Origin of the sequence: Micromonospora sp. NPDC048935, assembly GCF_043197875.1 — a bacterium.
GTDB lineage: Bacteria > Actinomycetota > Actinomycetes > Mycobacteriales > Micromonosporaceae > Micromonospora.
Window position 1 is genome coordinate 287,365 of the sequence record NZ_JBICTZ010000008.1, and the last position, 25,671, is coordinate 313,035.

The following is a 25,671-nucleotide window of genomic DNA, read 5'->3' on the forward strand; positions in this document are numbered from 1 at the left end:
ATCCTGCGGACGGGGACGACGCGACGAAAGGGCGGCGGCGGTGCCGGACGTGTTCGACGAGGTGCACCGCCGGTGCCGCGCCGGTGAACCGGTCGCGGTGGCCACCGTCGTGGCCACCTGGCGCTCCGCGCCCCAGCCGCCCGGGGCCACGATGGCGGTCGCCGTCGACGGCACGGTCACCGGCAGCGTCTCCGGCGGCTGCGTCGAGGCCGACCTCTACGAACGGTCCCGCCGCGTCCTGGACACCGGCGCACCCGAGCTGATCCACTACGGCATCGGCGACGACGACGCGTACGCCGTGGGCCTGACCTGCGGTGGTGTTCTCGACGTGTTCGTGGAACGCGTCGACGCCAGCGCGCTGCCGGAGATGGAGGCGGTCGCCGCCGCCCGCCGAGGCGGCCAACCGGCGGCAGTGGTCACCTGCGTGGCGGCCGATGCCGCCGACCCACCGGGCGCGGTGCCGACCGATCCGGCTCGCCGGTTGGGTCGGCGGCTGGTGCTGACCGGCCAGCCGCCGACGACCGCGCCGACGACGACACCGCGGCCACCGATCGGCTCGCTCGGTGACGACCGGCTCGACGACGCCGCCCGTGTCGACGCCCTCGGGCTGCTGGCCGCCGGGCACAGCGGGATGCTCCGGTACGGCTACCACGGGCAGCGCCGGGGCAGCGGCATCAGCCTCTTCGTGACCGCGTACGCCACACCGCCCCGGATGATCGTCTTCGGGGCGATCGACTTCGCCGCCGCGGTGGCCCGGATCGGGGCGTTTCTCGGCTACCGGGTCACCGTCTGCGACGCCCGGCCGGTCTTCGCCACCGCACGGCGCTTCCCCGAGGCCGACGAGGTGGTGGTGCGGTGGCCGCACCACTATCTGCGGACGGAGTTGGACGCGGGCCGGGCCGACGGGCGGACGGTGGTGTGCGTGCTCACCCACGACCCGAAGTTCGACGTGCCGTTGTTGGAGGTGGCGTTGCGCCACCGGTTGGCGTACGTCGGTGCGATGGGTTCGCGGCGCACCCACGACGAGCGGCACAAGCTGCTGCGCGAGGCGGGGCTCAGCGCGGCGCAACTCGCCCGGCTCGCGTCCCCGATCGGGTTGGACCTCGGTGGTCGTACCCCGGAGGAGACCGCGGTGAGTGTGGCCGCGCAGATCGTCGCGGCCCGCTGGGGCGGCAGCGGCCGCCCCCTCGCCGCGCTCGACGGGCCGGTCCACCCGCCGGGGTAGCGCGGCGCCGGTGCGCCGCCTTCGGCGCCCGGCGGGCCGTGCGCTGTGCCAGCCTGGTGGCACGGCGGTCGGCTCGGTGCGGCGGCCGGTGGCGGGCGACGACGAGAGGAACGGCATGGGGTACGCGGTGGTGCTCGGCGAGGCGCTCGTCGACCTGCTCGACAGCGAGCGCGACGGGGAACGGGTCTACCGGCAGGCGGTCGGCGGCGGGCCGCTCAACGTCGCCGTCGGGGTGGCCCGCCTCGGCGGTGCGGCACAGTTCGTCGGCTCGCTCGGCGACGACGCGCTGGGTGGCCGGATCCGCGCCTTCCTGACCTGGGCCGACGTCGGGGTGGCCGGGGCGGTGACGGTGCCGGCGCCGACCACGCTCGCGGTGGTCACCTACGCCGGGCCGGAACCGGACTTCCGCTTCTACGGCGAGCCGCCGTCCTACGGCCTGCTCGGCCCCGACGACCTGGATCTCGCGCTTGTCGAGGGCGCCGACGTGCTCTCCTGCGGCTCCATCGCGATGCTCCAGCCCCGCACGCTGGCCGCCGCCCGACGCGCCTGGTCGCTCGCCACCGGGCTGCGGGTCTTCGACCCGAACGTGCGCCCTCGGGTGCTGGACGGGCCGGCCGCGCTGGAGGGGTTGCGCGAGGTGGTGGCCGAGTTCGCCGCCGGCGCGCACCTGGTCAAGCTGAGCGCCGCGGACGCCGGGCTGCTCTACCCGGGTGAGCCGGTCGAGGGCGTGGCAGCCTACCTACGCGAGTTGGGTGCCGCCACGGTGGTGGTGACGCTCGGCGCGGCGGGTGCGGTGCTGGCCGCCGCCGAGGCCGACCCGGTCCGGGTGCCGGCCCCGAAGGTCGACGCGATCGACGCCACCGGCGCCGGCGACTCGGTGCTGGCCGCGCTGATCGCCGACCTGCTCACCGACGGCGAACCGGACTCCCCGGCGGGTTGGGTCGAGCGGGTCGCCTTCGCGCTGCGGGTGGCGGGCCTGGTCTGCGAAAGCCCCGGCGGTGCCACCGCCATGCCCACCCGCGCCGACGTAGAACGCCGCTTCCCAACCTGACCCCACCGCGCGCGCTCCCCGCGCGCCCGGACGCGCCGATCTTGCACTTTCGGTCGGTGCCTTGGTGGGAGTTGTCGATTTTTGTCGCGACAGAAACTGCAAGATCGCGGGGTGGGGGGGCGGTTAGACCTCGCCGTTGAGCTCGTTGTAGCCGCGGCGGGCGGCGACCAGGGCGGCGCGGGCGCCGAAGGGCGCCTCGGCGGCCACCCTCTCCGGGGGCGCGCTGCCGGTGTGCGCGGCCCGGATCAGCCAGGCCAGCCTCACCAGGTCGGCGTGTTGCGCGCGGACGAAATCGACGTCCACCGGATCGCCGTGACCCGGCACCACCACCGTGCGCGCGGTGGTCAGCCGCAGCAGGTCCGCGACCGCGTCCGGCCACCGCAGGGGGTACGAGTCCTCGAAGGCGGGCGGGCCACTCTGCTCCACCAGGTCCCCGGCGATCAACACGTCGACGTCGGGCACGTGCACCACCAGGTCGGCCTCGGTGTGCCCCCGCCCCGGATGGCGCAGCAGCACCCGCCGGCCACCCAGGTCCAGCCACGTCTCGATCCGCACGGTGTGCGTCGGGGCGAGCAGCGGGGTTTCGGCCAGCTCGGCGGCGAGGCCCGGGTGCTCTGCGCGCACCTCCTCGTACGCCTCCCGGCGCAGCCGCTCCGGGTCCGTGCGCAGGGCCGTGGCGGCCAGCTCGTGCGCGTACACCGGGCGGGGTGGGTCGCCGGCCAGGACCGCGTTGCCGAAGCAGTGGTCGTAGTGGTGATGGGTGTTGACGAGCGTCAACGGACGGTCGGTGACCGCCCGGACGGCGGCGGCCAGCTCGGCGGCCTGGGCGGCCGACGAGAGCGTGTCCACCACAAGCGCCTCGTCGTCGCCGACGACCAGGGTGACGTTGACCCGCAGCAGCGGCTCGCGGAGCACGTGCACCCGGTCGGCGACCTCGACGAAACCGGCCGTCACGACGCCCGCCCGGCCCGCTCGACGAAGCGTTGCCGGTCCACCAGGATCCGGTCCACCCGGCCCCGGGCCACCGTCTGCTCACCGTCGCTGACGGTGACCTCGAACGACAACCGACGACCGTCGACGGTCGCCAGCAGGGCCTGCGCCCGGACCGTCCGGCCCACCACGGTCGGCACCAGGTGCTCCAGCTCGACGCGCGTCCCCACCGTCGTCGACCCCGCCGGTAACCCGGTCGCCGTCGCCGCGACCGTGGCGGCCTCGGCCAGCGCGAGCACCCGGGGAGTGCCCAGCACCGGTACGTCCCCCGAACCGACCGCCTGGGCGGTGTCCGCGTCGGTGACCGTCAACTCGACCTGGGCCGTCAGACCCGGCGCGAAGGCCGGCTCGGGCTGCTCCTGCATGCTCGCCAGCCTAGGGGCTCACCGGACACGTCGGGCACGCGCCCGGCGATCCGGGCGCACCCACCCGCAACGACCACCGGGTGGTCCCCGTCGGTCGATGCCGTACCCGTCGTTAACCTTGACCCCGATGGCCGTCGTGACTGACCCCCAGCCCCCCGCCCGGACCGACCCGCCCGCGCCCGGCGACGGGGGTCGTCGGCGCGTCGTCGCGATGGGCGTGTGGGCGGTCGCCTTCGTCGCCGCGTGGCTGGCGATCGGGCTCCCCACCGACCCCACGTACGCCTTCGTCTGGATCTGGGCCGCGACAATCGCCTGGAACAGCGACCGGCCGTGGCGCAGTCACCTGCGCTTCGCCCGGGACTGGGTGCCGGTGGTGCTGCTGTTCGTCGTCTACAACCTCTCGCGCGGGTTCGCCGACAACGGGGCCACCCCGCACGCGATGGAGTTGATCGTCGCCGACCGGTTCATGTTCGGCTGGGCCACCGGCGGCGAGGTGCCCACCGTCTGGTTGCAGCAGCACCTCTACCACCCGCAGGTGCACTGGTGGGACATCGCCGCGAGCTGGGTGTACTTCTCGCACTTCGTCGTCGCGCTGACCGCCGCCGCGGTGCTGTGGCTGCGCGACCGGCACCGCTGGGCCGCGTACATGCGGCGCTGGGGCTTCCTGTGCGCGGCCGGCCTGGTGACCTACTTCATCTACCCGGCCGCCCCGCCCTGGTGGGCAGCACAGAACGGCCTGCTCACCGAGGTCGCCCGGATCTCCACCCGGGGCTGGAAGGCGTTCGGCATGCACGGCGCCGGCAACGTGCTCAACGCCGGCCAGATCGCGTCCAACCCGGTCGCCGCGATGCCGTCGCTGCACACCGCGTGGGCGCTGTTCGTGGTGCTGTTCTTCCTGACCAGCACCCGCCGCCGCTGGTGGCCGCTGCTGCTCGCGTACCCGCTGGCGATGACCTTCACCCTGGTCTACTCGGGTGAGCACTACGTGATCGACGTGTTGGTCGGCTGGGCGTACGTGGGGCTGACCTTCCTGGCGGTCGGCCTGGCGGAACGTGGTTGGGCTGCCTGGCGGGCCCGCCACCCGAAGGTCGGGCCCACCCCGCCCTCCGAGCACCCCGCCGCCCCCGAGGAACCAACCGTCGAGCCCCCATCACTCCGCAAACCAACCACCCAGATCCCCGCCGACCACTAACCCCCCCGGGGTGGGGTGGGGGTTAGGTTTGGGTTTGGGCCTGGTGTGCTCGGTCGGTCAGGTCTGCCGCCAGGGCCCAGGCTTCTGCCAGGTCGCGGTCCTGGGCGGTGGCACCGGAGCCGCCCGCCGTGTCCGCGTGCACGGAGGCCAGGCCCAGGCGGCGCTGGAGGGGCCCCTGCACCACCCGCACGCTCTGGATACGGGCGTACGGCACGATCACCACCTGCCGGGTGAGCCGCCCCGACCGGGTGGCGAACACCTCCTCGAACAGCCCCGCGCCGAGCGCGCGACGGCCCAGCGGGTGCAGCCACCGGGTCCGGTGCGGTGGGGGGCTCAGCGTCAGCGTGTCGAGGCGTACCCCGGGCAGCACCTCGGCGACGATCATCGTCGCCGTCGGCAGGTCACCGACCGGCAGTAGCCGGTCGGGCCGGTTGCGGTCGTCGGCCTCGGCGGCGGAATATCCCGCCACCTCCAGGCGAAGCCGCAGCCAGCCCTTCACCCGCCAGAGCAGCGGCCAGGTGGCCCGCACGGTCTGCACCCGCGCCAGCGGTACGGTCTGCGCCCGCGTCTCCAACAGGCCGTTGTGCACCCGCAGCGTGCCGCCGTCGCGGGCCAGCCGGAAGTTCCAGTCGTCGAGGACCCGGCGGATCGGTTGCAGGAGCACACCAGCCATCGCGGTCAGCGTGCTCGCCACCGCCACGAACGACCACGAGCCCGCCGTGACGAACTGCACCACGACGAAGGCCACACCGAACGGGAGCAGGAACGCCTGCGGGGTGAGCAGTTGGCTGACCAGGAGGCTCTGGTTGCGTACCGCGTGCAGTGGCCGGCCCGGCGCGGCCACCGGTGGCGCCGCCGCCCCCGGGACCACCGCGGGCGCCGCGTGGCCCGGCCCGGTCGACTGCGTCACCCCGCCGGCCAGCGCCAGCAGCCGCTCGCGCAGCCGGGCCGCGTCGGCCACCCCGAGGTACGCCAGTGGCGCCTCGGTCTTGCCGCCGCCGACCACTTCCAGGCGCAGCTCGGCCAGGCCGGTGAGCTGGGCGAGCAGTGGCCGGACCACCTCCACGGCCTGTAGTCGCTCCAACGGGATCGCCCGGGTACGCCGCCAGAGCAGCCCTTCGTACACCCGTAGTTCGCGACCCACCACGTGGTAGCCGGTGTTGTACCAACTGATCACCGACAGCACTGTCGCGCCGAGCGCCAGCACCCCCACCATGGCGGCGAACGCGCCGAAGCCGACCCGGGACAGCGTCGACCACGACAACCCGGCGATGACCACGAACAGGGACTTGGCGCCGTGCAGGAGCGGGCTGAGCGGGTGCAGCCGCTGCCGGGGCTCGCCCTCGCCACCGCCCGGGGACGACGGCCATCCGGCGTGCTGGGCGGGTGGCACCGGCCCGTGGAGGGCCGCGTCGGCGGGTGGCAGTGGCCCGTGGGGGGCCGCGTCGGCGGGTGGCCTCGGCCCGTGCGGCGGTGGGCCCACGGGTGGCACGGTGCTCGGCTCGGCGGGACCGTCACTCATCGGGCCGGCCCTCGGCGCGGTCGGTGCACCGCGCGGGGCGCGCCCGGTCTGCCGCGGTGCCACCCCGACCAGCCCGCCGCAGCGCTCACAACCCCTCCGCCCGGTCCTCGCCGAGGGCGGTGAGCCGGTCTCGTAGCCGGGCTGCCTCCGCCGGGCGCAGCCCGGGCACCCGGGCGTCGCTCGCCGCCGCGGCCGTGTGCAACTGCACGGTGGCGAGGTCGAAGGCGCGCTCCAACGGGCCGGCGCTGACGTCGACGAACTGCATCCGCGAATACGGCACGATGGAGAGCCGGCGGACCAGCAGCCCGTGCCGGACCAGCAGGTCGGCCTGTCTCTCGGCGTACCCCCAGGCCCGGATCGCGCGGCCGATCGCGACGGCCCGCCACACGCCGAGCAGCACCACGACGGCGAGGGCGAGCCCGAACAGCCAGTGGTCACTCAACACCCAGCCGACCCCGGTCGCCGCCAGCGCGATGGCGACGACGATCGCCAGGCGGATCAGCTCGACCCAGATCAGATCCGTGGAGATCGGCTGCCAGTGAACCGTGTCCGGCCAGGGCTCCAGCGGCCCCCGGCCAGCCGGTGCAGCCGTCGAGGCGTCAGATCCGGGAGGCGGTGGGGCACCGGGGGTGGTCACGTGTCGAGCGTAGGCGATCCGGGCACCGGAGTGACGGCACGCAGGAAGCCGCGAGCGTCCAGGAAGTCACCGAGGCTGGTCCGGTGCACGGCGCAGGCCAGCCAGGTCTTGCGTCGGTCGGCGTGGTGCAGCCGGGGATTGTTCCACTCCAGGGCCCACAGCGCGGTGGCTCGGCAGCCGCGGGCCGAGCAGACGAGGGCGTCGTCGGCGCTGGAGGGAGTGCTCATCCCGGCCAGTCTAGGGTGGCCAGACGGAGAGTTAGCGCGCCGGGCGGCCACGGGGGGAGCCGCCCGGCGACGGGGTGAATCGTACACGCGGCAGCCCGGTCCTTGTACACCCTCGACGCGCGATTCGGCTGCCCGGGGCGGCGCGGCGAAAATCGGCTTCTCCCCACCTCGACACTCAGCAAGGCATGCGAGTCTTGATACCGCACGAGCCGCGACGACCGACAAACGCTGTGGAGGACCGGTGGCCCAGCCGACCATGCCCGACGCCCCGACGCCGAACGGAGCGGCACCCGCGCCGGTTACCACACCGGCGCAGGACGCCACCCTGCTGGAGAAGGGGCTGTTCGAGATCAAACGGGTGATCGTCGGGCAGGACCGGATGGTGGAGCGGATGTTCGTCGCGCTGCTCGCCCGTGGTCACTGCCTGCTCGAAGGGGTGCCCGGTGTCGCCAAGACCCTGGCCGTGGAGACCCTCGCCAAGGTCGTCGGCGGGTCCTTCGCCCGGGTGCAGTTCACCCCCGACCTGGTGCCTGCCGACATCATGGGCACCCGCATCTACCGGCAGTCCAGCGAGAAGTTCGACGTCGAGCTGGGCCCGGTCTTCGTCAACTTCCTGCTCGCCGACGAGATCAACCGGGCTCCGGCGAAGGTGCAGTCCGCGCTGCTGGAGGTGATGAGCGAGCGGCAGGTGTCCATCGGCGGCGAGAGCCACCGGGTGCCCGATCCGTTCCTGGTGATGGCCACCCAGAACCCGATCGAGCAGGAGGGCGTCTACCCCCTGCCGGAGGCGCAGCGGGACCGGTTCCTCATGAAGATCGTGGTGGGCTACCCGACCGACGCGGAGGAACGCGAGATCGTCTACCGGATGGGGGTGACCGCGCCCGAGCCGACCGCGGTCTTCGACACACCCGAGTTGATCGCCCTGCAACGCAAGGCGGACCAGGTCTTCGTGCACAACGCCCTCGTCGACTACGCGGTGCGGTTGGTGCTGGCGACCCGCGCCCCGGCCGAGCACGGCATGCCGGACGTCGCGCAACTGATCCAGTACGGGGCCAGCCCGCGCGCCTCGCTGGGCCTGGTCCGGGCGACGCGGGCGCTGGCGCTGCTGCGGGGGCGCGACTACGCCCTGCCGCAGGACGTGCAGGACATCGCACCGGACATCCTGCGGCACCGGCTGGTGCTCAGCTACGACGCGCTCGCCGACGACGTGCCCGCCGACCACATCGTGCACCGGGTGATGTCGACAATCCCCCTGCCGGCGGTCGCTCCCCGCCAGCAGGCCACCGGGTCGTCGACCGCGCCGCCGCCGGGGGCTGGCTGGCCCGGGCAGCGGCCGTGATCTCACCCACCCCTCGTCCCGCCTCCGACCGCAGCGAGGCCGTGCTGTCCCGGCTGCAACTGCTCGTCACCCGCAAACTCGACGGCCTGTTGCAGGGCGACTACGCCGGTCTGCTGCCCGGACCGGGCAGCGAGGCGGGCGAGTCCCGGGAGTACCGCCCCGGCGACGACGTGCGCCGGATGGACTGGCCGGTCACCGCACGCACCACCACACCCCACGTGCGGCGTACGGTCGCCGACCGGGAGTTGGAGACCTGGCTCGCGCTGGACCTCTCCGCCAGCCTGGACTTCGGCACCGGGCAGTGGCTCAAACGGGAGGTGGTGGTGGCCGCCGCTGCCGCCATCACCCACCTGACCGTGCGCGGCGGCAACCGGATCGGCGCGGTGATCGGCACCGGCGGCGGCGTGTCCGCACCGGCCCGCCGCTGGCGCGGTCGGCCACCACCACCGGCCGGCCCCGGGGTGCTCACCCGGCTGCCGGCCCGCTCCGGCCGCAAGGAGGCGCAGGGGCTGCTGCGCGCGGTCGCCGGCACCACCATCCAGCCGGGTCGTGGTGACCTGGGTGCCCTGGTCGAGATGCTCAACCGTCCGCCCCGCCGGCGCGGGGTGGTCGTGGTGATCTCCGACTTCCTCGCACCGCCCGAGCAGTGGGCTCGGCCGATGCGCAAGCTGCGGGTCCGCCACGACGTGCTCGCCATCGAGGTGATCGACCCGCGCGAGCTGGAGTTGCCCGACGTGGGCGTGCTGCCGGTGGTCGACCCGGAGAGCGGTGAGCTGCACGAGGTGCAGACCGCCGATCCACGACTGCGGCAGCGCTACGCCGAGGCCGCGACCGCCCAACGGGCCACGATCGCCGCCGCCCTGCGCGGTGCCGGCGCGGCCCACCTGCGTCTGCGTACGGACCGAGACTGGCTGCTGGACATGGTGCGATTCGTGGCCGCGCAGCGGCACGCACGTACCCGGGGGACGACACGATGATTCGTTTCATGCAACCGTGGTGGCTGCTGGCCGTCCTGCCGGTGCTCGCCCTCGCGGCGTTCTACGTGTGGCGGCAACTGCACCGCCGGGCGTTCGCGATGCGGTTCACCAATGTGGACCTGCTGCGTACGGTGGCGCCGAAGGGGCTCGGCTGGCGTCGGCACGTCCCGGCGACCGCGTTCCTGCTCTGCCTGCTGGTGCTGGCCACCGCACTGGCCCGGCCGGCGGTGGACACCAGGGAGCCGCTGGAACGGGCCACCGTGATGCTCGCCATCGACGTGTCGCTGTCGATGCAGGCCGACGACGTGGCACCGAACCGGCTGGAGGCGGCCCAGGAGGCGGCCAAGCAGTTCGTCGGTGAGCTGCCGGAGAGTTACAACCTGGGCCTCGTGTCGTTCGCCAAGGCGGCGAACGTGCTGGTGCCGCCGGGCAAGGACCGGGACGCGGTGACGAGTGCGATCGACGGTCTGGTGCTGGCCGAGGCGACCGCGACCGGTGAGGCGGTGTTCACCTGCCTGGAGGCGATCCGGTCGGTGCCGGCCGACGGCGCGGCGGGCATTCCGCCGGCCCGGATCGTGCTGCTCTCCGACGGGTTCCGCACCTCCGGGCGGGCGGTGGAGGAGGCGGCGGCGGCGGCCCAGGCGGCGAACGTCCCGGTGTCCACGATCGCGTTCGGCACCGACACCGGCCAGGTCGACATCGGTGGAACGCTACAGCGGGTGCCGGTGGACCGGTTGGCGCTGGCCGAGCTTGCCGAGACCACCGAGGGCTACTTCTACGAGGCGGCCTCGGTGAGCGAGCTGAAGCAGGTCTACCAGGACATGGGCAGCTCGATCGGCTTCCGGACCGAGCCGCGTGAGGTGACCCAGTGGTACGCCGGGTTGGCGCTGCTGCTGGCGCTCTGCGCCGGCGCGCTCAGCCTGCTGTGGTCGTCGCGGATGCTCTGAGCGGTGAACCGGCGGCGGTCACCGACCGCCGCCGGCCGGCACCCCGGCTCAGCGGCCCCGGCTGGGGCCCCGGCTCACCGACCGCCGCCGGCCGGCACTCGGCTCAGTGGCCGCCGCCGGCCAGCACGAAGACGATGACCACCCAGACGGCGGCGAGGGTGAAGCCCAGCGGGGCGACGTAGCGGCTCATGGACGGCTCCGGGTGGCGGCTGGACGGTCCGCGTGCGGGGGCGGACCGCAGGGGGTGGGGACGCGCACACGAAGTCGTGACCGGGCGGCTCCCGGCGACCGTCCGGAGTCGGACGGCGCGGCACACACCTCGGCGTGTGCCGAGGGGTGGGGGAGCGGAGCGGGGTCAGCTCACCAGACTGAGTCGTGGCTCAGCGGGGCTGACCATCGGCCCGGCCACGACTGGGAGGATCGCTATCTCGCACAGCGATCACCTCCTGCAAGTCGGGCGGGCCGGAACGTCGATGATCGTACACCTGCGGTGCCGACGAGACGCACTCGGCCGACCGGCCGGCGACCCCTCCACCGCCCGGGTGGCGAGGCGGTCTCGACCGGCCGGTCCGCACGACCGTGACCAGCACCGCGGCGAGCAGCGGCAGCCAGCAGAGGCGCGCCAGCACCCAGCCCGGGTCGTCCGGCCCGGTGTGCAACCCCGGCAGGGCCAGCCCGCCGCGGGCGATCAGCGCGGTCACCGCCACCAGCACCGGCTGGTGACTCAGGTAGATCCGGAACGCGGAACGGTTCACCTCGGTCACCGCCCGGCTCGGCACCGGCCGGGACAGCAGCCGCTCCAGCGACGGCCGGGCGAGCAGCCCCAGCCCCACCTGGGCGACCGCCAGCGCCACGGCCAGCAGCGACGGCGGATTCAGGTTGGAGAACCCGGCCCCGGGCACGCCGACCGCACTCACCGGGTAGCCCAGGGCCAGCAACGCGACGAGCGCGGCGGCCCCGCCGGCCGTCAGCGTGCCCGCCGCCCGCCGGCCGGCCAACCGCCCGTCGGCGTGCGCCACGCCCAGCAAATACGGCACCGACCAGGCCGCCACCACGGTGACCGGTGGCAGGTGGCTGCCGGCCGGCAGCAGACGAACCGCCAGGTCCGCCGCGGCGACCACCGCCACCGCCGGTACGACACACCGGACCAACCCCCACCGGCGTACGGCGGCGCGCAGCGGCCCGGTCATCGCGATCAGGAACACCAGCGGCAACAGGAACCACAACGGACTGATGGCGAGCCGCAGCGCGACGGCGAGCGTGTCGTCCGGGGTGCCGGCGACGGTGGCGGCGAACAGCACGGCGGCACCCACCCCCAGCAGTGCCACCGTCGGCAGCAGCAACCCGCGCAGCCGACGGGCCAGCCAGCCAACCGGCCTACCCCGGTAGCGGGCCAGCGACCGGGTCGAGCCGAACCCGGCGGTGAAGAAGAACAGCCCGAGCGTCTGCAACACCCAGGTCACCGGGGCCAGCCCGGGCATCGCGGTCAGCGGGCTGGCCTGGCGCAACCCGCCGTCGTCGGTGAGCACCAGCCCGGTGACCAGCCAGTGCCCCAACACCACCCCGCCGATGGCGTACGCCCGCAGCGCGTCGACGGTACGGTCCCGGCTCATCGCGCGTCCCCGATCCGGTCGGCGTCGACACTGCCCCGCACCACCACCGCCGCCGTCGCGGCGAGCGTGGCGCTGCCCGGGGCGAGGTAGCCGTCGTGCCCGCTGACCCCGCCCACCGGCAACGCGTGGGCACCGAACGCCGGGTCACCGGGGCGACGGCCGAAACCGAGGCCGGGCAGTCGCAGCGGCGGAACCAGGCGGATCCAGTCGGTGGCCGCCTCCGCCGCCCAGAACCGCCGCCCGCCGGGCAGGTCGTCGGCGCGCTGCACCCCGGCACCGACGCCGCCGAGGCTCACCACGTCGGTCACCTGGGCCGGGGCGTCCGCCGCCGCCAGCGACACCACAAGCGCCCCGTAGCTGTGCCCGACCAGCGTGATCGTCGCCGCCGGACGTCGCGCGGCCAGTTCGCGCAGCAGCACGGTCAGCCCGGCCGCACCGCGCCGGGCGCTGACGCGGCCGGCGGCCGTCAACACCCCGTCGGGCGGGTCGTAGCCGAGCCAGGCCAACACCGCCACCCGCGCCGCCGGATCGCCGGCCCGCACCTCCCGGTAGAGCTGCCCGGCCTGCACCGCCGGCGCCCGCCGGGCCACCCCGCCCAAACCCCGGTCGAAGTCGGCCAGGGTGCTGCCCACCCCCGGCACCAGCACCGCGATCCGGTCCGCGCCGGCCAGGTCACCAAGCACCTCGACCGCGCGGCCGTCGCCACGCGGATCGAACGACAGGAACCGACGGCCGTCCGCCGCCCAGTCCGCGTACGGCGGGCCGGCCGCGCGCATCGCCGCCGCCGTGACCGGGTACGCCTCCACGAAACCCGTCGCCGCCACCGGCTCGGGTCGGGTCGGTAGGACCAGGTTCACGCCGAGCAGCGCGGCCAGCGCCACCCGACCGGCACCTCGTCGTCGCATCTCGTTCTCCCTCCGGAATGTCGTCCGGAGGCACAGTGCGCGGGTGGGCGGTGCGTGGTCGTCGTACCGGGGAGCCGTCCGTGGGCTGGCTCCGCCGGGTTACTCGCCGGCGGCCACCAGACCCGTCTCGTACGCCAGCACCACGGCCTGGGCCCGGTCCCGCAGGCCCAACTTGGCCAGGATCCGCCCGATGTGCGTCTTCACGGTCTGCTCGGCCACCACCAGGTCACCCGCGATCTCCGCGTTGTTGCGACCCCGGGCGATCAACCGCAGCACCTCGGTCTCCCGGGGGGTGAGCCCGGCCAGGTCGGTGGGGCGGGGCCGGCGGCGCTCCGGGCGGGCCGCGAACTCGGCGATCAGGCGACGGGTGACCGCCGGGGCGAGCAGCGCGTCCCCGGCCGCCACCACCCGCACCGCCTGCACCAGGTCGGCCGCCGGGGCGTCCTTGAGCAGGAAGCCGCTGGCCCCGGCGCGCAACGCCTCGTACACGTAGTCGTCGAGGTCGAAGGTGGTGAGGATGAGCACCCGGGGTCGCTGCGCCGACCGGTCACCGAGCAGCTTGCGGGTGGCGGCCAGCCCGTCCATGACCGGCATCCGCACGTCCATCAGCACCACGTCCGGGTCGAGCCGGCGGGCGGCAGCGACCGCCTGCGCGCCGTCGGCGGCGTCACCCACCACCAGCAGGTCCGGTTGGGCGGCGAGCAGCGCACCGAAGCCCTGCCGGACCATCGCCTGGTCGTCGGCGATCAGCACCTTGATCACGCGTCCCCGCCCTCCGCGTCGTACGGCAGCTCGGCCGCCACCGCGTAACCCCCGTCGGGCAGTGGCCCGGCGGTGAACGTACCGCCCAGCGAGGTGGCCCGCTCCCGCATACCGGTCAGGCCGTGCCCGGCCCCGGCCTCGTCCCGCCGGGAGCCCGCCTCGGCGGGTCGCGCGTTGCGCACGCGTACCGTGAGGGTCGCCTCCTCGGCGCGGACGGTGACGCGCACCGCGGCGCCGGCCGCGTGCCGTGCCGCGTTGGCCAGGCCCTCCTGCACGATGCGGTACGCGGCAAGCCCGACCGGTGCGGGCACCTGCCCGTCGTCCACCCCCACGGCGTCCAGGGTGACCGGCAGGCCGGCCCGGCGTGCCGCGTCGACCATCGTGCCCAGGTCGGCCAGGTCCGGCTGCGGTGCGATCTGCGGGCCACCCGACTCGCTGCGCAGCACTCCCAACAGCCGCCGCATGTCGGTGAGCGCGTCGCGGGCCGAGGCGGCGATGGCGACGAACTCGGCGGCAACCGGCGCCGGCACGTCGGTCAGCCGGTACGGGGCGGTCTCCGCCTGCACCGCGATCAGCGACATGTGGTGCGCCACCACGTCGTGCAGCTCGCGCGCGATCCGGGTGCGCTCCTCCAACACCGCGCGCCGCTCCTGCTCCCGCTCGCTCAGCTCGGTCTGCGCGGCCAGCGCCCGCCGGGAGAGCCGGTTACGCCGGATCAGGTCGCCCACGATCGCCAGCGCGCCGAGCAGCGCCAGGACGGCGGCACGGTTCTCGGGGTGCACCAGGGTGAGCACCGGCACCGTGGTGATCGCCACCACCCAGGCCAGCACCGGCCGGTCGACCCGCGCGAGGACCACCGCGACCACCGCGACCGAGCCGAGCGCCAGCGGCGGCGTCCACGGACCGGGCAGGCCGGCCGGGGCGTTGAACGTGCAGATCAGCAGGGCCAGCACCGTGAGCCGCCAGGCCAACAGCGGACGCCGGGGCAGCGCCAGCAGCGGCGCCACGGTCATCGCCGCGAACAGCACCGCGATCGGAGCCGGCAGACCCCAGTTGCTCTCCACGGTGAGCGTGATCCAGAAGACGCCGAGCGCGGCGAGCAACCCGACCGGGGTGGCGGGTCGGACCAACCGGGGCCAGCGGGCCAGCAGCTGTCGACCGGGCGGGGCGTCGGGGCCCCACAGGGTCTGCCGCAGCGCCCGCAGGGCCACGGCGATCGGATGCCGGTTCACCACCGCGAGGCTACGGGGACCCCCGTCACCGGGCGTGCCACCAGGGGTTGATCCCCGTGTCGTACCCCGGTGTGACGTGACTCCCGTTAGCGCTTACCTGCCGGTAACGCCTAGGCTCCGACGCGTCCGTGCTGACCATTCGCAAGGGGGAACCGTGGCCCGTACCGTGCTGGTGACCGGGGGTAACCGGGGGATCGGCCTGGCCATCGCGCAGGCCTTCGCCAAGCAGGGCGACCGGGTGGCGGTCACCCACCGCAGCGGCGAGGCGCCCGAGGGGCTGTTCGGCGTCCGCGCCGACGTCACCGACGCGGCCTCGATCGACGCCGCGTTCACCGCCGTGGAGGCCGAGCTGGGGCCGGTCGAGGTGCTCGTCGCCAACGCCGGCATGACCGCCGACACGCTCCTGCTGCGGATGACCGAGGAACAGTTCACCGGTGTGGTGGACACCAACCTCACCGGCGCGTTCCGGGTCGCCAAGCGGGCCTCCGGCAAGATGCTGCGCGCCAAGTGGGGCCGCATGATCTTCATCTCCTCGGTGGTCGGTCTGGCCGGCGGGGCCGGGCAGGTCAACTACGCCGCCAGCAAGGCCGGTCTGGTCGGCGTGGCCCGCTCGATCACCCGGGAGTTGGGCAGCCGCAACATCACCGCGAACGTGGTGGCACCCGGCTTCATCGACACCGACATGACCGCCGGCCTGCCCGAGGACCGCAAGGCGGAGATCCGCAAGTCGATCCCTGCCGGTCGGATGGCCAGCCCCGACGAGGTCGCCGGGGTGGTCACCTGGCTGGCCTCGGACAGCGCCGGGTACGTCTCCGGCGCCGTGATCCCGGTCGACGGCGGCCTCGGCATGGGCCACTAACCCTTTTGACTACGGAGGAAATCTGCGATGTCCGGACTGCTCGCCGGTAAGCGGCTGCTCGTCACCGGTGTCATCACCGACGCCTCGATCGCCTTCTCGGTGGCGAAGATCGCTCAGGAGAACGGCGCGCAGGTCGTGCTCACCGGCTACGGCCGGCTCTCCCTGGTCGAGCGGATCGCCAAGCGGCTGCCCGAGCCGGCCCCGGTCATCGAGGTGGACGTCACCAACACCGAGCACCTGGCCGGCCTCGCCGACCGGGTACGCGAGCACGTCGACGGCCTCGACGGTGTCGTGCACTCGATCGGCTTCGCCCCGCAGAGCTGCCTGGGCGGCGGCTTCCTCGACGCCCCCTGGGAGGACGTGGCGACCGCCCTGCACGTCTCCACCTTCTCCTACAAGTCCCTGGCCATGGCGGCGCTGCCGCTGATGTCGCCCGGCAGCGCGGTGGTCGGCCTGACCTTCGACGCGTCGAAGGCGTGGCCGGTCTACGACTGGATGGGCGTGGCCAAGGCGGGCCTGGAGTCCGCGTCCCGCTACCTGGCGCTGCACCTGGGCAAGCAGGGCATCCGCAGCAACCTGGTCGCCGCCGGGCCGCTGCGCACCATCGCCGCGAAGTCGATCCCCGGCTTCGACCAGTTCGAGGAGGCCTGGGCCGAGCGTGCCCCGCTGGGCTGGAGCCTCACCGACCAGGAGCCCGCCGCCCGCGCCTGCCTGGCGCTGCTGTCGGACTGGTTCCCGGCCACCACGGGCGAGATCGTCCACGTCGACGGCGGCTACCACGTCATGGGCTCCTGACGTTCCCCCGACGACGCCCCCGACCGCCGCGGACGTGACCCACACGTCCGGACCAGGGGGCGTCGCCGGCCGGTCCCGGCCGAGGGGCAAGAATGACCCCATGTCGTACGACGCGGTGGTGCTGGTGTCCTTCGGCGGGCCGGAGCGGCCCGAGGACGTGATGCCGTTCCTACAGAACGTGACCCGGGGTCGGGGCGTGCCGCCCGAGCGGCTGGCCGAGGTCGCCGAGCACTACCAGCACTTCGGTGGGGTTTCCCCGATCAACCAGCAGAACCGCGAGTTGCTGGCCGCCATCCGCGCCGACTTCGCCGCGCACGGTGTCGACCTGCCCCTCTACTGGGGCAACCGCAACTGGGACCCGATGCTCGCCGACACCGTGACCCGGATGCGCGACGACGGGGTCACCCGGGCGCTGGCCTTCGTCACCAGCGCGTACGGCGGCTACTCGTCCTGCCGGCAGTACCAGGAGGACATCGCCGCCGCCCGTGCCGCCGTCGGCCCGGACGCCCCGGTGATCGAGAAGCTGCGCCAGTTCTGGGACCATCCCGGCTTCGTCGAGCCGCACACCGACGCGGTCCGGGCGGCCCTGGGCAAGCTCGACCCGGCGAAGCGGGACACCACCAGGCTGGTCTTCACCGCCCACTCCATCCCCAGCTCGATGGCGGCCAACGCCGGCCCACACGGCGGCCGGTACGAGGCGCAACTGCACGAGACCGCCCGGCTCGTGGCTGCGGCCGCCGCCCCCGACCTCGCGTACGACCTGGTCTGGCAGAGCCGCTCCGGCCCACCACAGATGCCGTGGCTGGAACCGGACGTCAACGACCACCTGGCCACCCTCGCGCAGGGCGGCACCACCTCGGTGGTGGTCAGCCCGATCGGCTTCGTCTCCGATCACCTGGAGGTCGTGTGGGACCTGGACACCGAGGCGCTGGAGACGGCCAAACAACTCGGCCTGGACTTCGTCCGGGCCGCCACCCCCGGCACCGACCCGCGCTTCGTGACCATGGTGCGTGAGCTGGTCACCGAGCGGACCGACCCGGACGGCGCGCAGGTGCGACGCCGCCTGGGCGAGCTGCCCATGTGGGACACCTGCGCGACAGTGTGTTGCGTGCCGACCCGTCGCCCGACCTCCGCTGGGAGCACCCATGCATGACCGCAAGCCCGTGCAGAGTTGGCTGACCGACATGGACGGCGTGCTGGTGCACGAGGGCCAACCGGTGCCCGGGGCACCGGAGTTCATCAACCGGATGCGCACCTCCGGCAAGCCGTTCCTGGTGTTGACCAACAACTCCATCTACACCCCGCGTGACCTCACCGCCCGGCTGAGCCGGATGGGGCTGGACGTGCCGGAGGAGTCGATCTGGTCGTCCGCGCTGGCCACCGGCCAGTTCCTCGCCGACCAGCGGCCGGGCGGCACCGCGTACGTCATCGGTGAGGCCGGGCTGACCACGGCGCTGCACGCCGTCGGTTACGTGCTCACCGACTTCGCCCCGGACTACGTGGTGCTCGGTGAGACCCGCACCTACAGCTTCGAGGCGATCACCAAGGCCGTCCGCCTGATCAACGACGGGGCCCGGTTCATCTGCACCAACCCCGACGTGACCGGCCCGTCCGTGGAGGGCGCCCTGCCCGCCGCCGGCTCGGTCGCCGCGATGATCTCCAAGGCCACCGGGGTGGAGCCGTACTTCGTCGGCAAGCCCAACCCGATGATGATGCGCTCGGCACTCAACACGATCAACGCGCACTCGGAGAGCACCGCGATGATCGGCGACCGGATGGACACCGACATCCTCTGCGGCCTGGAGGCCGGGTTGGAGACCATCCTGGTACTCACCGGGATCAGCAGCCGCACCGAGGCGGAGCGCTACCCGTACCGCCCGTCGCGGATCATCAACTCGGTCGCGGACCTGCTCGACGAGATCTGACCGCCCCCACTCAGCCGCTCGTCCGGGGTTGGTCGTGGCGTCGTGCCGGGGTTGGTGGTGGTGCCGTGCCGGGGTTGGTCGTGGTGCCGTGCCGGGGTTGGTCGTGGTGCCGTGCCGGGGTTGGTCGTGGTGCCGTGCCGGGGTTGGTCGTGGTGCTGTCCCGACGCTCGTCGCACAGGTGCCGTTGCTGATCGCCGGGCCGGGCGTCGCTGATGATCGTGCTGCAACCAGGATGTAGTGGTCATCATCCCGGGTGAGGCCACTACATCCTGGATCGATCACGATCATCATCGGTGGCGTGGCGTGGCGTGGCGTGGCGTGGCGTGGCGTGGCGTGGCGTGGCGTGGCGTGGCGTGGCGTGGCGTGGCGTGGGGGCGCTCCGCTGCCGTGCGGGGGTGCGTCAGGGGCGCAGGGGAGCGTTGCAGGCGGCCACCAGCGCCTGGCGGCAGGCCATGGTGAGGGGGCGCAGAGCGGCGTCGCGCTGCTGGGCCTCATGGTTGTTGATCGCGCCGCCGGGTGCGGCGTGCCCGGCCAACGCGAGCACCCGGTCGAGCACAGCGGCGCGGGCGAAGAGCCGACGGGCTCGCGGGTCGAAGCCCGGTGGCAGGTCGGTGGTGCCGTCCGGGCGGCGTAACGCGGCAAGCGCACCGGCCAACTCGGGCCGCCACTGGGCCACGTCGAGTCGGGTCAGTGCGGCAGTCGTCTCGGCCAGGGCGGCGGCCAACTCGGCCTCCGCCTCGGCGGCGCCGGGCAGTGCGAGCGAGGCGGCCGGCGCGTTGGCCGGCAGCGGGTATACCCGCCAGAGCACGGTCTCGAAACAGTCCCCCGAGCCAGAGGTGTGCATCCGCACCTGGGGGATCAGACCGAGAGCACCGGCGACCACCGCCTCGCCGGTCACCAACGCCGCACCGGCGAAGTCGCCAGGGCCCGGAAGCCCTCGCGGGTCGCCCGGCGCGGGCAGCACCAGGCGGATGTCGTCCGGGGAAAGCTTGGCCAGCGTGGGTAGCGCGGCGCTCAGCGGCACGTCGGTCCAGGTGCCGGGGGCATCCGCAACGAGGTGCTCCTCGTCGCCGGCGATGGCGTCGGCAACCTCGTCGTACGGCACCAGACCGGCGCGCCACGCGCGCACCCAGGCGACGAACCGGCTCGACCGGCGCGGCGTGAGTGTGGCCGCGCCCGCTGCGGGGGTGGACATGCCGAAAGGGTACGTGGTCACGACCGGCCCTGTCTCGACTGCCGCTCCGGTCGCCCGGCCTGCCCCGAACTGCCCTGTTAGCCCCGAATTCCTGCCTGCTTGATCGACGCCGGCGGGCTCGGCGGTTGGGGAGGGGGCGGGTGTGTGGCGGGGAGGGGTAGCGGGGGAGCGGGCCTCCGTGTCGTCCTCGGCCCGCTTGGCGGGTGTGTCGGCCGGTGGGGGCGGGGGCGTGGGGGTTAGCGTGATCGACATGGCGGGGCGATACGGCGAGGACGTGTTGGCGGGAGACTGGCGGCGGCGGAAGGTCACCCCCGAGGTGGACGCCGAGCCGGATCTCGTCGTGGAGGATGCCGACTCCGGGTTCTGTGGAGCGGTGGTGGGCTTCGAGGCCGGCGCCGTGGTCCTGGAGGACCGGCATGGCCGACGACGCAACTTCCCGCTGCTGCCGGCGGCGTTCCTGCTCGATGGTCGCCCGGTGACGCTACGCCGCCCGAGCCGCGCGCCGGTGCCGGCGGCCCGTCGACGGACGGCGTCCGGTTCGGTGGCGGTGGACAACGTTCGCGCCCAGGTGGCCAAGGCCAGTCGGATCTGGGTGGAGGGTATCCACGACGCCGCTCTGGTCGAGCGGATCTGGGGTGACGACCTGCGCATCGAGGGCGTGGTCGTGGAGCCGTTGGACGGCATCGACGCCCTCGACGCCGAGGTACGCGACTTCGGCCCCGGCCCGACCCGACGCCTCGGCGTGCTCGTCGACCATTTGGTGCCGGGCAGCAAGGAGAGCCGGATCGTCTCCCGGGTCAACTCGCCGTACGTGCTGGTCACCGGTCACCCCTACGTGGACGTCTGGCAGGCGGTGAAGCCGAAGGCGCTGGGCATCGCGGCGTGGCCGGTGGTGCCACCGGGGCAGCCCTGGAAGGAGGGGGTCTGCGCGGCCCTCGGGGTGGCCGAGCCGGCGGCGATGTGGCGGCACATCCTGTCCCGGGTGGACAGCTTCGCCGACGTGGAGACGCCCCTGATCAACGCGATGGAACGCCTGATCGACTTCGTCACCGAACCAACCTGACCTGCCTCGGACCTGACCCGCCTCGGACCTGGCCCGCCTCTCCCTGGCCTGCTTCGGACCTGACCCGCCTCGGACCTGACCCGCCTCGGACCTGGCCTGCCTCTCCCTGGCCTGCTTCGGACCTGACCCGCCTCGGACCTGGCCTGCCTCTCCCTGGCCTGCTTCGGACCTGACCCGCTTTGGACCTGACCCGCCCTTACCGACGCCCGACCTCGTTGATCGACTCGGATTTCGGGAAGTCGGGGTGTCCGGGACGATCCGACACCCCCGCTTTCAGGTAAACCGAGTCGATCATGCATGGGGCGGTTGGTCTGAGGACGCTGCTACCGGGTCGGGGCCGCCGCAGCGGCCCCCCGCCGACGCCGGGCCGTTCGTCGGGCCACTCGCCACATTCCCCCGTTCCGGGGTGCCCGCCTGCAAGATCCGCGCAGTTTCCCTGATATCGCTGCCTCCGAGCGCGACGAAGCAGCAATGTCAGGGATGTTGCGCAGATCTTGGCCAGGGGCGCGGATGGCGCGTTGACGACGTGCGGATCTTGGACGGGACGGGCGACGCCGGGACGGTCGACGCCGGGACGGGCGACGCCGGGACGGGCGGTGTCGGGCTCAGGGCTCCTGGTCGGGGGTGCGGGTGTAGACGAAGGTGGCGATGTCCAGCGCGACCGCCCGGCCCCGCTCGTCGCGGCGCACCGTGAGGATCTCGCCGTCCTGCACGCCGGCCCGGCCCCGCCAGCGGTCCGGACCCTCGGGGACGAAGCGGAGGGTGGGTGCGCCGACCGGGCCGGCGCGCAGGTCGCCGGCGGCGTCCGCGTACACCTGGATCATGGTGCCCATCCACCACCAGGGGCCGGTCAGTTCGGCTAGTTCGGCGGGCGGCGGGGTGGTGGCCGGCCGCCATGGGGTGACCGGGGCGGGTTCGGCGTCCAGCACCAGGGTGAGCAGCCGTCGTCCGAGCGCGCCGAGGTGCACGGTGCGCAGGGTGTACGCGTTGACCAGGCCGACCACGGCGGTACGGGTGGGTCGGTGCACGGCCAACGAGGCGCCGTAGCCGGGCATCGAGCCGCCGTGGCCGACGTACACCCGGTTGCCCTCCCGGAAGAGCTCCAGCCCGAGGCCGTGCCCGTGGGTCCAGGCGTCCAGGTCGCTGATCACCACGGGGGAGCACATCTCGGTCAGCGTGTCGGCGGCCAGCACCGAGGGGTCGGGGTCGGCCAGGAACGCGGCCCACCGGCCCAGGTTCTCGATCGTCGACCAGAGCTGCCCGGCGGGCGCCATCGCACCGGTGTCGGTACGCGGCTCCTCGCGCAGGGTGTCGTGCCAGGGGTGGACGACGTAGCCACGGGCGAACGGCTCGGTGGCCGCGTACGTGGTGCGGCGCATGGCCAGTGGGGTGAGGATCCGTTCGTCGAGCAGGTCGGCCCACGGCGTCCCGGTGAGCCGTTCGAGGAGGCCGCCGAGCAGCCCGTATGCCAGGTTGGAGTAGTGGTAGGTGGCGTGCGGCGGGTAGGCGATCTTGTCGGGGGTGACCCCGGTGCGCAGGGTGGTCAGGTCGACGCCCGCGGCCCGTTCCCACCAGTCGCCCTCGGGCTCGCGCTGGAGGCCGCTGGCATGCGCGAGGAGTTGGCGCAGGGTGAGCGCGCCGACGCCGGTGCCCGGGAGGTGCTCCTCCAGCGGGTCGTCGACGGCCAGCCGGCCGGCGTCGCGCAGTTGCATGATCAGGGTCGCGGTCATCGTCTTGCTGATCGAGCCCAACCGGTACTGTAGGTCGACGTCCGGACGGGGATGTTCACCGGCGGTGGCCAGGTGGACGAGCGCGCCGTCGCGGACCACACCCAGCACCAGCGACGGGGCATGGCCGTCGAGCTGCGCCTGGGCGACCTGGGCGTCGATCTGTCGGGCGGTCTCGGGCAGCAGGGTCAACGGGACCTCCTCGGGTCGGGCCGCCGAATCAGGGCCGGAACCGCCGAATCAGGGCCGGAAAGGGATTCGCCGAGCCTACTGATCTTCCTGGTGCGGCCGCGCGTGCGTTCGCGTGTCACGATCGTGGTGTGGACGCCGTGGTGTGGATCGTTCTGGGTGTACTGCTGGCCGTCGCGGAGATCTTCACGACGACGCTATTTCTGATCATGTTCGCGGCCGGTGCGTTCGCCGCTGGCGGTGCCGCCGCTCTGGGCGCGCCGGTAGCGGTGCAGGCGCTGGTCTTCGCGGTGGTGTCGGCGCTGAGTCTGTTGGTGGCCCGGCCAGCCCTGCGGCGGCACCAGCGTTCGTCGCTGGAGAGCGGCGAGCAGCCGTTCGGTGTGGAAGCGATCGAGGGTTCCACGGCGTTGGTGCTGGAGCGGGTGGACGCTGACCACGGCCTCGTCAAGATCGACGGTGAGTTGTGGAGTGCCCGCCCGTACGACACGACGCAGACGTTCGACCCAGGTCAACGGGTTCGGGTGATCAAAGTCCGGGGTGCGACAGCCCTGGTGTGGCAGGACGACATTTCTTCCGTCGGTGAGCTGCCGGAAGCGAGAGGGTGAACGGGATGACCTTGATCGGGGTGCTGGTGATCGCGGTGGCGTTGATCGCCGTGATAACGCTGGCCAAGGCGGTGCGGATCGTGCCGCAGCAACGCCAGGATGTGGTGGAACGGCTCGGCAAGTACAAGCGCACCCTCAGCCCCGGCCTCAACCTGCTGGTGCCGTTCATCGACGCGGTGCGTACCAAGGTCGACATGCGGGAGCAGGTGGTCAGCTTCCCGCCGCAGCCGGTGATCACCTCGGACAACCTCGTGGTCTCGATCGACACGGTTCTCTACTTCAAGGTGGTCGACTCGGTCCGGGCGACCTACGAGATCTCCAGCTTCCTCCAGGCCATCGAGCAGCTGACCGTCACCACGCTGCGTAACGTGATCGGCTCGCTGGACCTGGAGCGCGCGCTGACCAGCCGGGACGAGATCAACAGGCACCTCTCCGGTGTGCTGGACGAGACCACCGGCCGCTGGGGCATCAAGGTGACCCGGGTGGAGATCAAGGCGATCGAGCCGCCGGCCAGCATCCGGGACTCGATGGAGAAGCAGATGCGCGCCGAGCGGGACCGCCGCGCGGCGATCCTGACCGCCGAGGGCCACAAGCAGTCGGTGATCCTCACCGCGGAGGGTGACAAGCAGTCCGCGGTGCTGCGTGCCGACGGTGACCGGCAGGCCCGGATCCTGCAGGCCGAGGGTCAGGCGAAGGCGATCCGGACGGTCTTCGACGCGATCCACCAGGCGAACCCGAGCCAGAAGGTGCTCGCCTACCAATACCTGCAAGCCCTGCCGCAGATCGCGCAGGGCAGCGCCAACAAGGTCTGGATCGTCCCGGCCGAGCTGACCAAGGCCCTGGAGGGGATGGGTGGCGCGCTCGGCGGGTTGAGCCAGATGGTGGGGGATCTTCCCGCGCCGGAGGCGGCCGAGCACGCGAGCCAGGTCGAGCGGGAGGCCGCGGAGGCGGCGCAGGCCGCGGCGGACGCCGCCCAGCAGATCCACGACGAGGTACGCGTCGCCGAGGCGCAGGCCGCCGGCGGCAACAAGCCGCAGGGGCTGCCCGCGCCGGAGCCGATCTCCCCGGCCAGCCTGACCGAGGACCCGGCCGACCAGCGCGAGCGCGGCTGATCCAGGACGCCGGCCGTCCGGCCGGATAAATGCGAGAAAGGCTCATGGGGCGCTCCGACGCCTGCCACGATCGGTCCTAGGACGGGTGGTGACCAGGCAATCGGGGCGCCCCGGCGCGTTCCGCACCACTCGCGGACGAGCGAGGTGACGCATGAAGGATCCGGCGAATCGGATGTGGTCCTCGGCCCCGGTGCCCGGCGCGCACGACCCGGTCGCCCCGCTGGGGTCCCGCAGCACCGGCGGCGGGTTCGGCGTACTGCCGTTCGTCGGTGAGCCGACCCCGGGCGGCCCGGCCACGAACGCCAGCTGGGCCTGGTCGGTGCGTCGGTTCGCGCGGGCGGCCGTGTGGCTGCTGCCCGCGTACGCCATCCTCTACGGCGTGGTGGCGATGGCCAGTGACGGCGGGGTGGGCAACGACCCCTATCCGGCCGACGGCCGGGCGGCGTACCTGATCGGTTGGGTGGCCGCGGTCTGGCTCGGCCTGCTCGCGCTGCTGGCCCTCACCGGGCTGCTGGCCGCGACCCGCAGCCGCCGGGTCGCCGCCGCCGGGCTGCTGGTCAGCATCGCCGGCACCGTGCTGATGCTGCCCTTCGCCGGGCTCGCCGAGCAGACGCCGGTCTTCGGGACCTCCGCGCGGTCGCTGGTCCTGCTCGGCGCGACGTTCTACAGCGTGGGCTGGTTCCTGACCGGGTGGGCGGTGGCTCGCTCGGGCATGTTCAGTCTCGGCGACGGCGTCATGCTGATCATCGCCGCGCCCCTTCTCGGCCTGGGGGGTGCTCTGATCGGTTCGCTCCAGACGTTCGGGGCGATCTTCGTGCTGATCGCCGGCATCGGCATCGGCTACCGTTCCGGTCGCCTGATGCCCCGGGAAACCGCCCGCGACGCGGCCAGCGCCAGTCTCTCCACCCCGGCCCCGCCACCCACCACCCCCGGCGGTCCCGTTTCCGCCGGCTGATTCTCTCCGCCGAAAGGCCGACCACGGCCTCAACCCGGCCACGGCGAATAGCCGGCGGCGGATTGACCGAGTCCATCGAACTGCGCTCGCGGGAATGGTGGTTCTCCGAACTGTCGGATCCTTGACCTCCGCGCTGACGGGCGCGCGTCGCGGTCTGCCGTTGTCGATGCCGTTGCCGCTACTCGTCGACAGTCGTGCGGCGGCCGGTGGGTTCGCGACGGACGACGCCATCGACGTGCGTAGGCGCGGGAGAGCGCTCCGT

The 25,671-nt window shown here is 73.3% G+C and carries 25 protein-coding genes; 14 read left to right on the forward strand and 11 right to left on the reverse strand.

The window, feature by feature from the left end:
- Positions 1–40 precede the first annotated feature (40 nt).
- Positions 41–1,225 (forward strand): XdhC family protein, encoded by a 1,185-nt coding sequence (locus ACGFIW_RS23075; protein ID WP_393319130.1) that lies wholly within the window; start codon positions 41–43, stop codon positions 1,223–1,225.
- 115 nt (positions 1,226–1,340) lie between these two features.
- Complete coding sequence (locus tag ACGFIW_RS23080) at positions 1,341–2,276, forward strand: PfkB family carbohydrate kinase (protein ID WP_393319449.1); 936 nt, start codon at positions 1,341–1,343, stop codon at positions 2,274–2,276.
- 123 nt (positions 2,277–2,399) lie between these two features.
- Here the strand turns inward: ACGFIW_RS23080 and ACGFIW_RS23085 are convergent, their stop codons facing one another.
- Entirely contained in the window at positions 2,400–3,230 is an 831-nt protein-coding gene (locus ACGFIW_RS23085; RefSeq protein ID WP_393319132.1) for an MBL fold metallo-hydrolase, read from the reverse strand.
- Complete coding sequence (locus tag ACGFIW_RS23090) at positions 3,227–3,631, reverse strand: thioesterase family protein (RefSeq protein WP_393319134.1); 405 nt, start codon at positions 3,629–3,631, stop codon at positions 3,227–3,229. The genes ACGFIW_RS23085 and ACGFIW_RS23090 overlap by 4 nt, the downstream gene beginning before the upstream one ends.
- Before the next feature lie 127 nt (positions 3,632–3,758).
- Here ACGFIW_RS23090 and ACGFIW_RS23095 point away from each other — a divergent pair, with 127 nt between their 5' ends.
- Entirely contained in the window at positions 3,759–4,823 is a 1,065-nt protein-coding gene (locus ACGFIW_RS23095; protein ID WP_393319137.1) for a phosphatase PAP2 family protein, read from the forward strand.
- 22 nt (positions 4,824–4,845) lie between these two features.
- Here the strand turns inward: ACGFIW_RS23095 and ACGFIW_RS23100 are convergent, their stop codons facing one another.
- From ACGFIW_RS23100 to ACGFIW_RS23110, 3 genes are all read right to left on the reverse strand, one after another.
- Positions 4,846–6,345, reverse strand: coding sequence for a PH domain-containing protein (locus tag ACGFIW_RS23100; RefSeq protein ID WP_393319140.1), 1,500 nt, complete (start codon positions 6,343–6,345; stop codon positions 4,846–4,848).
- Between the two features lie 85 nt (positions 6,346–6,430).
- On the reverse strand, positions 6,431–6,982 hold the full coding sequence (locus ACGFIW_RS23105; RefSeq protein WP_393319142.1) for a PH domain-containing protein: 552 nt from the start codon (positions 6,980–6,982) through the stop codon (positions 6,431–6,433).
- On the reverse strand, positions 6,979–7,209 hold the full coding sequence (locus ACGFIW_RS23110) for a hypothetical protein (RefSeq protein ID WP_393319145.1): 231 nt from the start codon (positions 7,207–7,209) through the stop codon (positions 6,979–6,981). The genes ACGFIW_RS23105 and ACGFIW_RS23110 overlap by 4 nt, the downstream gene beginning before the upstream one ends.
- Positions 7,210–7,450: 241 nt before the next feature.
- On the opposite strand from ACGFIW_RS23110, the gene ACGFIW_RS23115 reads away from it, so the two are divergent.
- The 3 genes from ACGFIW_RS23115 to ACGFIW_RS23125 are packed head-to-tail and all read left to right on the forward strand — an operon-like array spanning position 7,451 to position 10,472.
- On the forward strand, positions 7,451–8,548 hold the full coding sequence (locus tag ACGFIW_RS23115; protein ID WP_393319147.1) for an AAA family ATPase: 1,098 nt from the start codon (positions 7,451–7,453) through the stop codon (positions 8,546–8,548).
- Positions 8,527–9,525 (forward strand): DUF58 domain-containing protein, encoded by a 999-nt coding sequence (locus tag ACGFIW_RS23120; protein ID WP_393319452.1) that lies wholly within the window; start codon positions 8,527–8,529, stop codon positions 9,523–9,525. Before ACGFIW_RS23115 ends, ACGFIW_RS23120 begins: the two co-directional genes overlap by 22 nt.
- Entirely contained in the window at positions 9,522–10,472 is a 951-nt protein-coding gene (locus ACGFIW_RS23125; protein WP_393319150.1) for a VWA domain-containing protein, read from the forward strand. The genes ACGFIW_RS23120 and ACGFIW_RS23125 overlap by 4 nt, the downstream gene beginning before the upstream one ends.
- Before the next feature lie 380 nt (positions 10,473–10,852).
- Here ACGFIW_RS23125 and ACGFIW_RS23130 read toward each other — a convergent pair whose 3' ends face one another.
- The 4 genes from ACGFIW_RS23130 to ACGFIW_RS23145 form a co-directional block, all read right to left on the reverse strand.
- Positions 10,853–12,085 (reverse strand): acyltransferase, encoded by a 1,233-nt coding sequence (locus ACGFIW_RS23130; protein ID WP_393319153.1) that lies wholly within the window; start codon positions 12,083–12,085, stop codon positions 10,853–10,855.
- Positions 12,082–12,990: an alpha/beta hydrolase gene (locus ACGFIW_RS23135; protein WP_393319156.1), complete on the reverse strand. Its 909-nt coding sequence runs from the start codon at positions 12,988–12,990 to the stop codon at positions 12,082–12,084. The genes ACGFIW_RS23130 and ACGFIW_RS23135 overlap by 4 nt, the downstream gene beginning before the upstream one ends.
- Before the next feature lie 99 nt (positions 12,991–13,089).
- On the reverse strand, positions 13,090–13,752 hold the full coding sequence (locus ACGFIW_RS23140; protein WP_393319159.1) for a response regulator: 663 nt from the start codon (positions 13,750–13,752) through the stop codon (positions 13,090–13,092).
- Positions 13,749–14,984, reverse strand: coding sequence for a sensor histidine kinase (locus ACGFIW_RS23145; RefSeq protein WP_393319162.1), 1,236 nt, complete (start codon positions 14,982–14,984; stop codon positions 13,749–13,751). The genes ACGFIW_RS23140 and ACGFIW_RS23145 overlap by 4 nt, the downstream gene beginning before the upstream one ends.
- Before the next feature lie 154 nt (positions 14,985–15,138).
- On the opposite strand from ACGFIW_RS23145, the gene fabG reads away from it, so the two are divergent.
- The 4 genes from fabG to ACGFIW_RS23165 all read left to right on the forward strand — a co-directional run bounded on the left by fabG (position 15,139) and on the right by ACGFIW_RS23165 (position 18,563).
- Positions 15,139–15,843, forward strand: a complete 705-nt coding sequence (fabG, locus tag ACGFIW_RS23150; RefSeq protein ID WP_355030443.1) for a 3-oxoacyl-ACP reductase FabG — start codon at positions 15,139–15,141, stop codon at positions 15,841–15,843.
- A 27-nt stretch (positions 15,844–15,870) separates the two neighbouring features.
- Entirely contained in the window at positions 15,871–16,638 is a 768-nt protein-coding gene (gene fabI, locus ACGFIW_RS23155) for an enoyl-ACP reductase FabI (RefSeq protein ID WP_393319166.1), read from the forward strand.
- Between the two features lie 100 nt (positions 16,639–16,738).
- Positions 16,739–17,791, forward strand: coding sequence for a ferrochelatase (locus ACGFIW_RS23160; protein WP_393319169.1), 1,053 nt, complete (start codon positions 16,739–16,741; stop codon positions 17,789–17,791).
- Positions 17,784–18,563 carry an HAD-IIA family hydrolase gene (locus tag ACGFIW_RS23165; protein ID WP_357078014.1) on the forward strand — a complete coding sequence of 260 codons (780 nt, stop codon included), beginning with the start codon at positions 17,784–17,786 and terminating at the stop codon, positions 18,561–18,563. The genes ACGFIW_RS23160 and ACGFIW_RS23165 overlap by 8 nt, the downstream gene beginning before the upstream one ends.
- Positions 18,564–18,963: 400 nt before the next feature.
- Here the strand turns inward: ACGFIW_RS23165 and ACGFIW_RS23170 are convergent, their stop codons facing one another.
- Entirely contained in the window at positions 18,964–19,758 is a 795-nt protein-coding gene (locus tag ACGFIW_RS23170; RefSeq protein WP_393319172.1) for a hypothetical protein, read from the reverse strand.
- A 250-nt stretch (positions 19,759–20,008) separates the two neighbouring features.
- Here ACGFIW_RS23170 and ACGFIW_RS23175 point away from each other — a divergent pair, with 250 nt between their 5' ends.
- On the forward strand, positions 20,009–20,821 hold the full coding sequence (locus ACGFIW_RS23175; protein ID WP_393319175.1) for a DUF3097 domain-containing protein: 813 nt from the start codon (positions 20,009–20,011) through the stop codon (positions 20,819–20,821).
- A 605-nt stretch (positions 20,822–21,426) separates the two neighbouring features.
- Here ACGFIW_RS23175 and ACGFIW_RS23180 read toward each other — a convergent pair.
- Complete coding sequence (locus tag ACGFIW_RS23180) at positions 21,427–22,740, reverse strand: serine hydrolase domain-containing protein (protein ID WP_393319178.1); 1,314 nt, start codon at positions 22,738–22,740, stop codon at positions 21,427–21,429.
- Between the two features lie 128 nt (positions 22,741–22,868).
- Here ACGFIW_RS23180 and ACGFIW_RS23185 point away from each other — a divergent pair, with 128 nt between their 5' ends.
- The 3 genes from ACGFIW_RS23185 to ACGFIW_RS23195 all read left to right on the forward strand — a co-directional run bounded on the left by ACGFIW_RS23185 (position 22,869) and on the right by ACGFIW_RS23195 (position 25,409).
- Positions 22,869–23,342 carry an NfeD family protein gene (locus ACGFIW_RS23185; RefSeq protein WP_393319180.1) on the forward strand — a complete coding sequence of 158 codons (474 nt, stop codon included), beginning with the start codon at positions 22,869–22,871 and terminating at the stop codon, positions 23,340–23,342.
- Positions 23,343–23,347: 5 nt separating this feature from the next.
- Complete coding sequence (locus ACGFIW_RS23190; protein ID WP_393319183.1) at positions 23,348–24,454, forward strand: SPFH domain-containing protein; 1,107 nt, start codon at positions 23,348–23,350, stop codon at positions 24,452–24,454.
- 151 nt (positions 24,455–24,605) lie between these two features.
- Positions 24,606–25,409 carry a hypothetical protein gene (locus ACGFIW_RS23195; protein WP_393319185.1) on the forward strand — a complete coding sequence of 268 codons (804 nt, stop codon included), beginning with the start codon at positions 24,606–24,608 and terminating at the stop codon, positions 25,407–25,409.
- Positions 25,410–25,671 lie beyond the last annotated feature (262 nt).

Excerpts from the sequence above, each read along its gene's own strand:
- ACGFIW_RS23135 (WP_393319156.1), bottom strand. The coding sequence starts at position 12,990 with ATGCGACGACGAGGTGCCGGTCGGGTGGCGCTGGCCGCGCTGCTCGGC.
- ACGFIW_RS23125 (WP_393319150.1), top strand. The coding sequence starts at position 9,522 with ATGATTCGTTTCATGCAACCGTGGTGGCTGCTGGCCGTCCTGCCGGTG.
- ACGFIW_RS23170 (WP_393319172.1), bottom strand. The coding sequence starts at position 19,758 with ATGTCCACCCCCGCAGCGGGCGCGGCCACACTCACGCCGCGCCGGTCG.
- ACGFIW_RS23100 (WP_393319140.1), bottom strand. The coding sequence starts at position 6,345 with ATGAGTGACGGTCCCGCCGAGCCGAGCACCGTGCCACCCGTGGGCCCA.
- ACGFIW_RS23175 (WP_393319175.1), top strand. The coding sequence starts at position 20,009 with ATGGCGGGGCGATACGGCGAGGACGTGTTGGCGGGAGACTGGCGGCGG.
- ACGFIW_RS23190 (WP_393319183.1), top strand. The coding sequence starts at position 23,348 with ATGACCTTGATCGGGGTGCTGGTGATCGCGGTGGCGTTGATCGCCGTG.
- ACGFIW_RS23195 (WP_393319185.1), top strand. The coding sequence starts at position 24,606 with ATGAAGGATCCGGCGAATCGGATGTGGTCCTCGGCCCCGGTGCCCGGC.
- ACGFIW_RS23165 (WP_357078014.1), top strand. The coding sequence starts at position 17,784 with ATGCATGACCGCAAGCCCGTGCAGAGTTGGCTGACCGACATGGACGGC.
- ACGFIW_RS23110 (WP_393319145.1), bottom strand. The coding sequence starts at position 7,209 with ATGAGCACTCCCTCCAGCGCCGACGACGCCCTCGTCTGCTCGGCCCGC.
- fabI (WP_393319166.1), top strand. The coding sequence starts at position 15,871 with ATGTCCGGACTGCTCGCCGGTAAGCGGCTGCTCGTCACCGGTGTCATC.
- ACGFIW_RS23095 (WP_393319137.1), top strand. The coding sequence starts at position 3,759 with ATGGCCGTCGTGACTGACCCCCAGCCCCCCGCCCGGACCGACCCGCCC.
- ACGFIW_RS23130 (WP_393319153.1), bottom strand. The coding sequence starts at position 12,085 with ATGAGCCGGGACCGTACCGTCGACGCGCTGCGGGCGTACGCCATCGGC.
- ACGFIW_RS23080 (WP_393319449.1), top strand. The coding sequence starts at position 1,341 with ATGGGGTACGCGGTGGTGCTCGGCGAGGCGCTCGTCGACCTGCTCGAC.
- ACGFIW_RS23160 (WP_393319169.1), top strand. The coding sequence starts at position 16,739 with ATGTCGTACGACGCGGTGGTGCTGGTGTCCTTCGGCGGGCCGGAGCGG.
- ACGFIW_RS23090 (WP_393319134.1), bottom strand. The coding sequence starts at position 3,631 with ATGCAGGAGCAGCCCGAGCCGGCCTTCGCGCCGGGTCTGACGGCCCAG.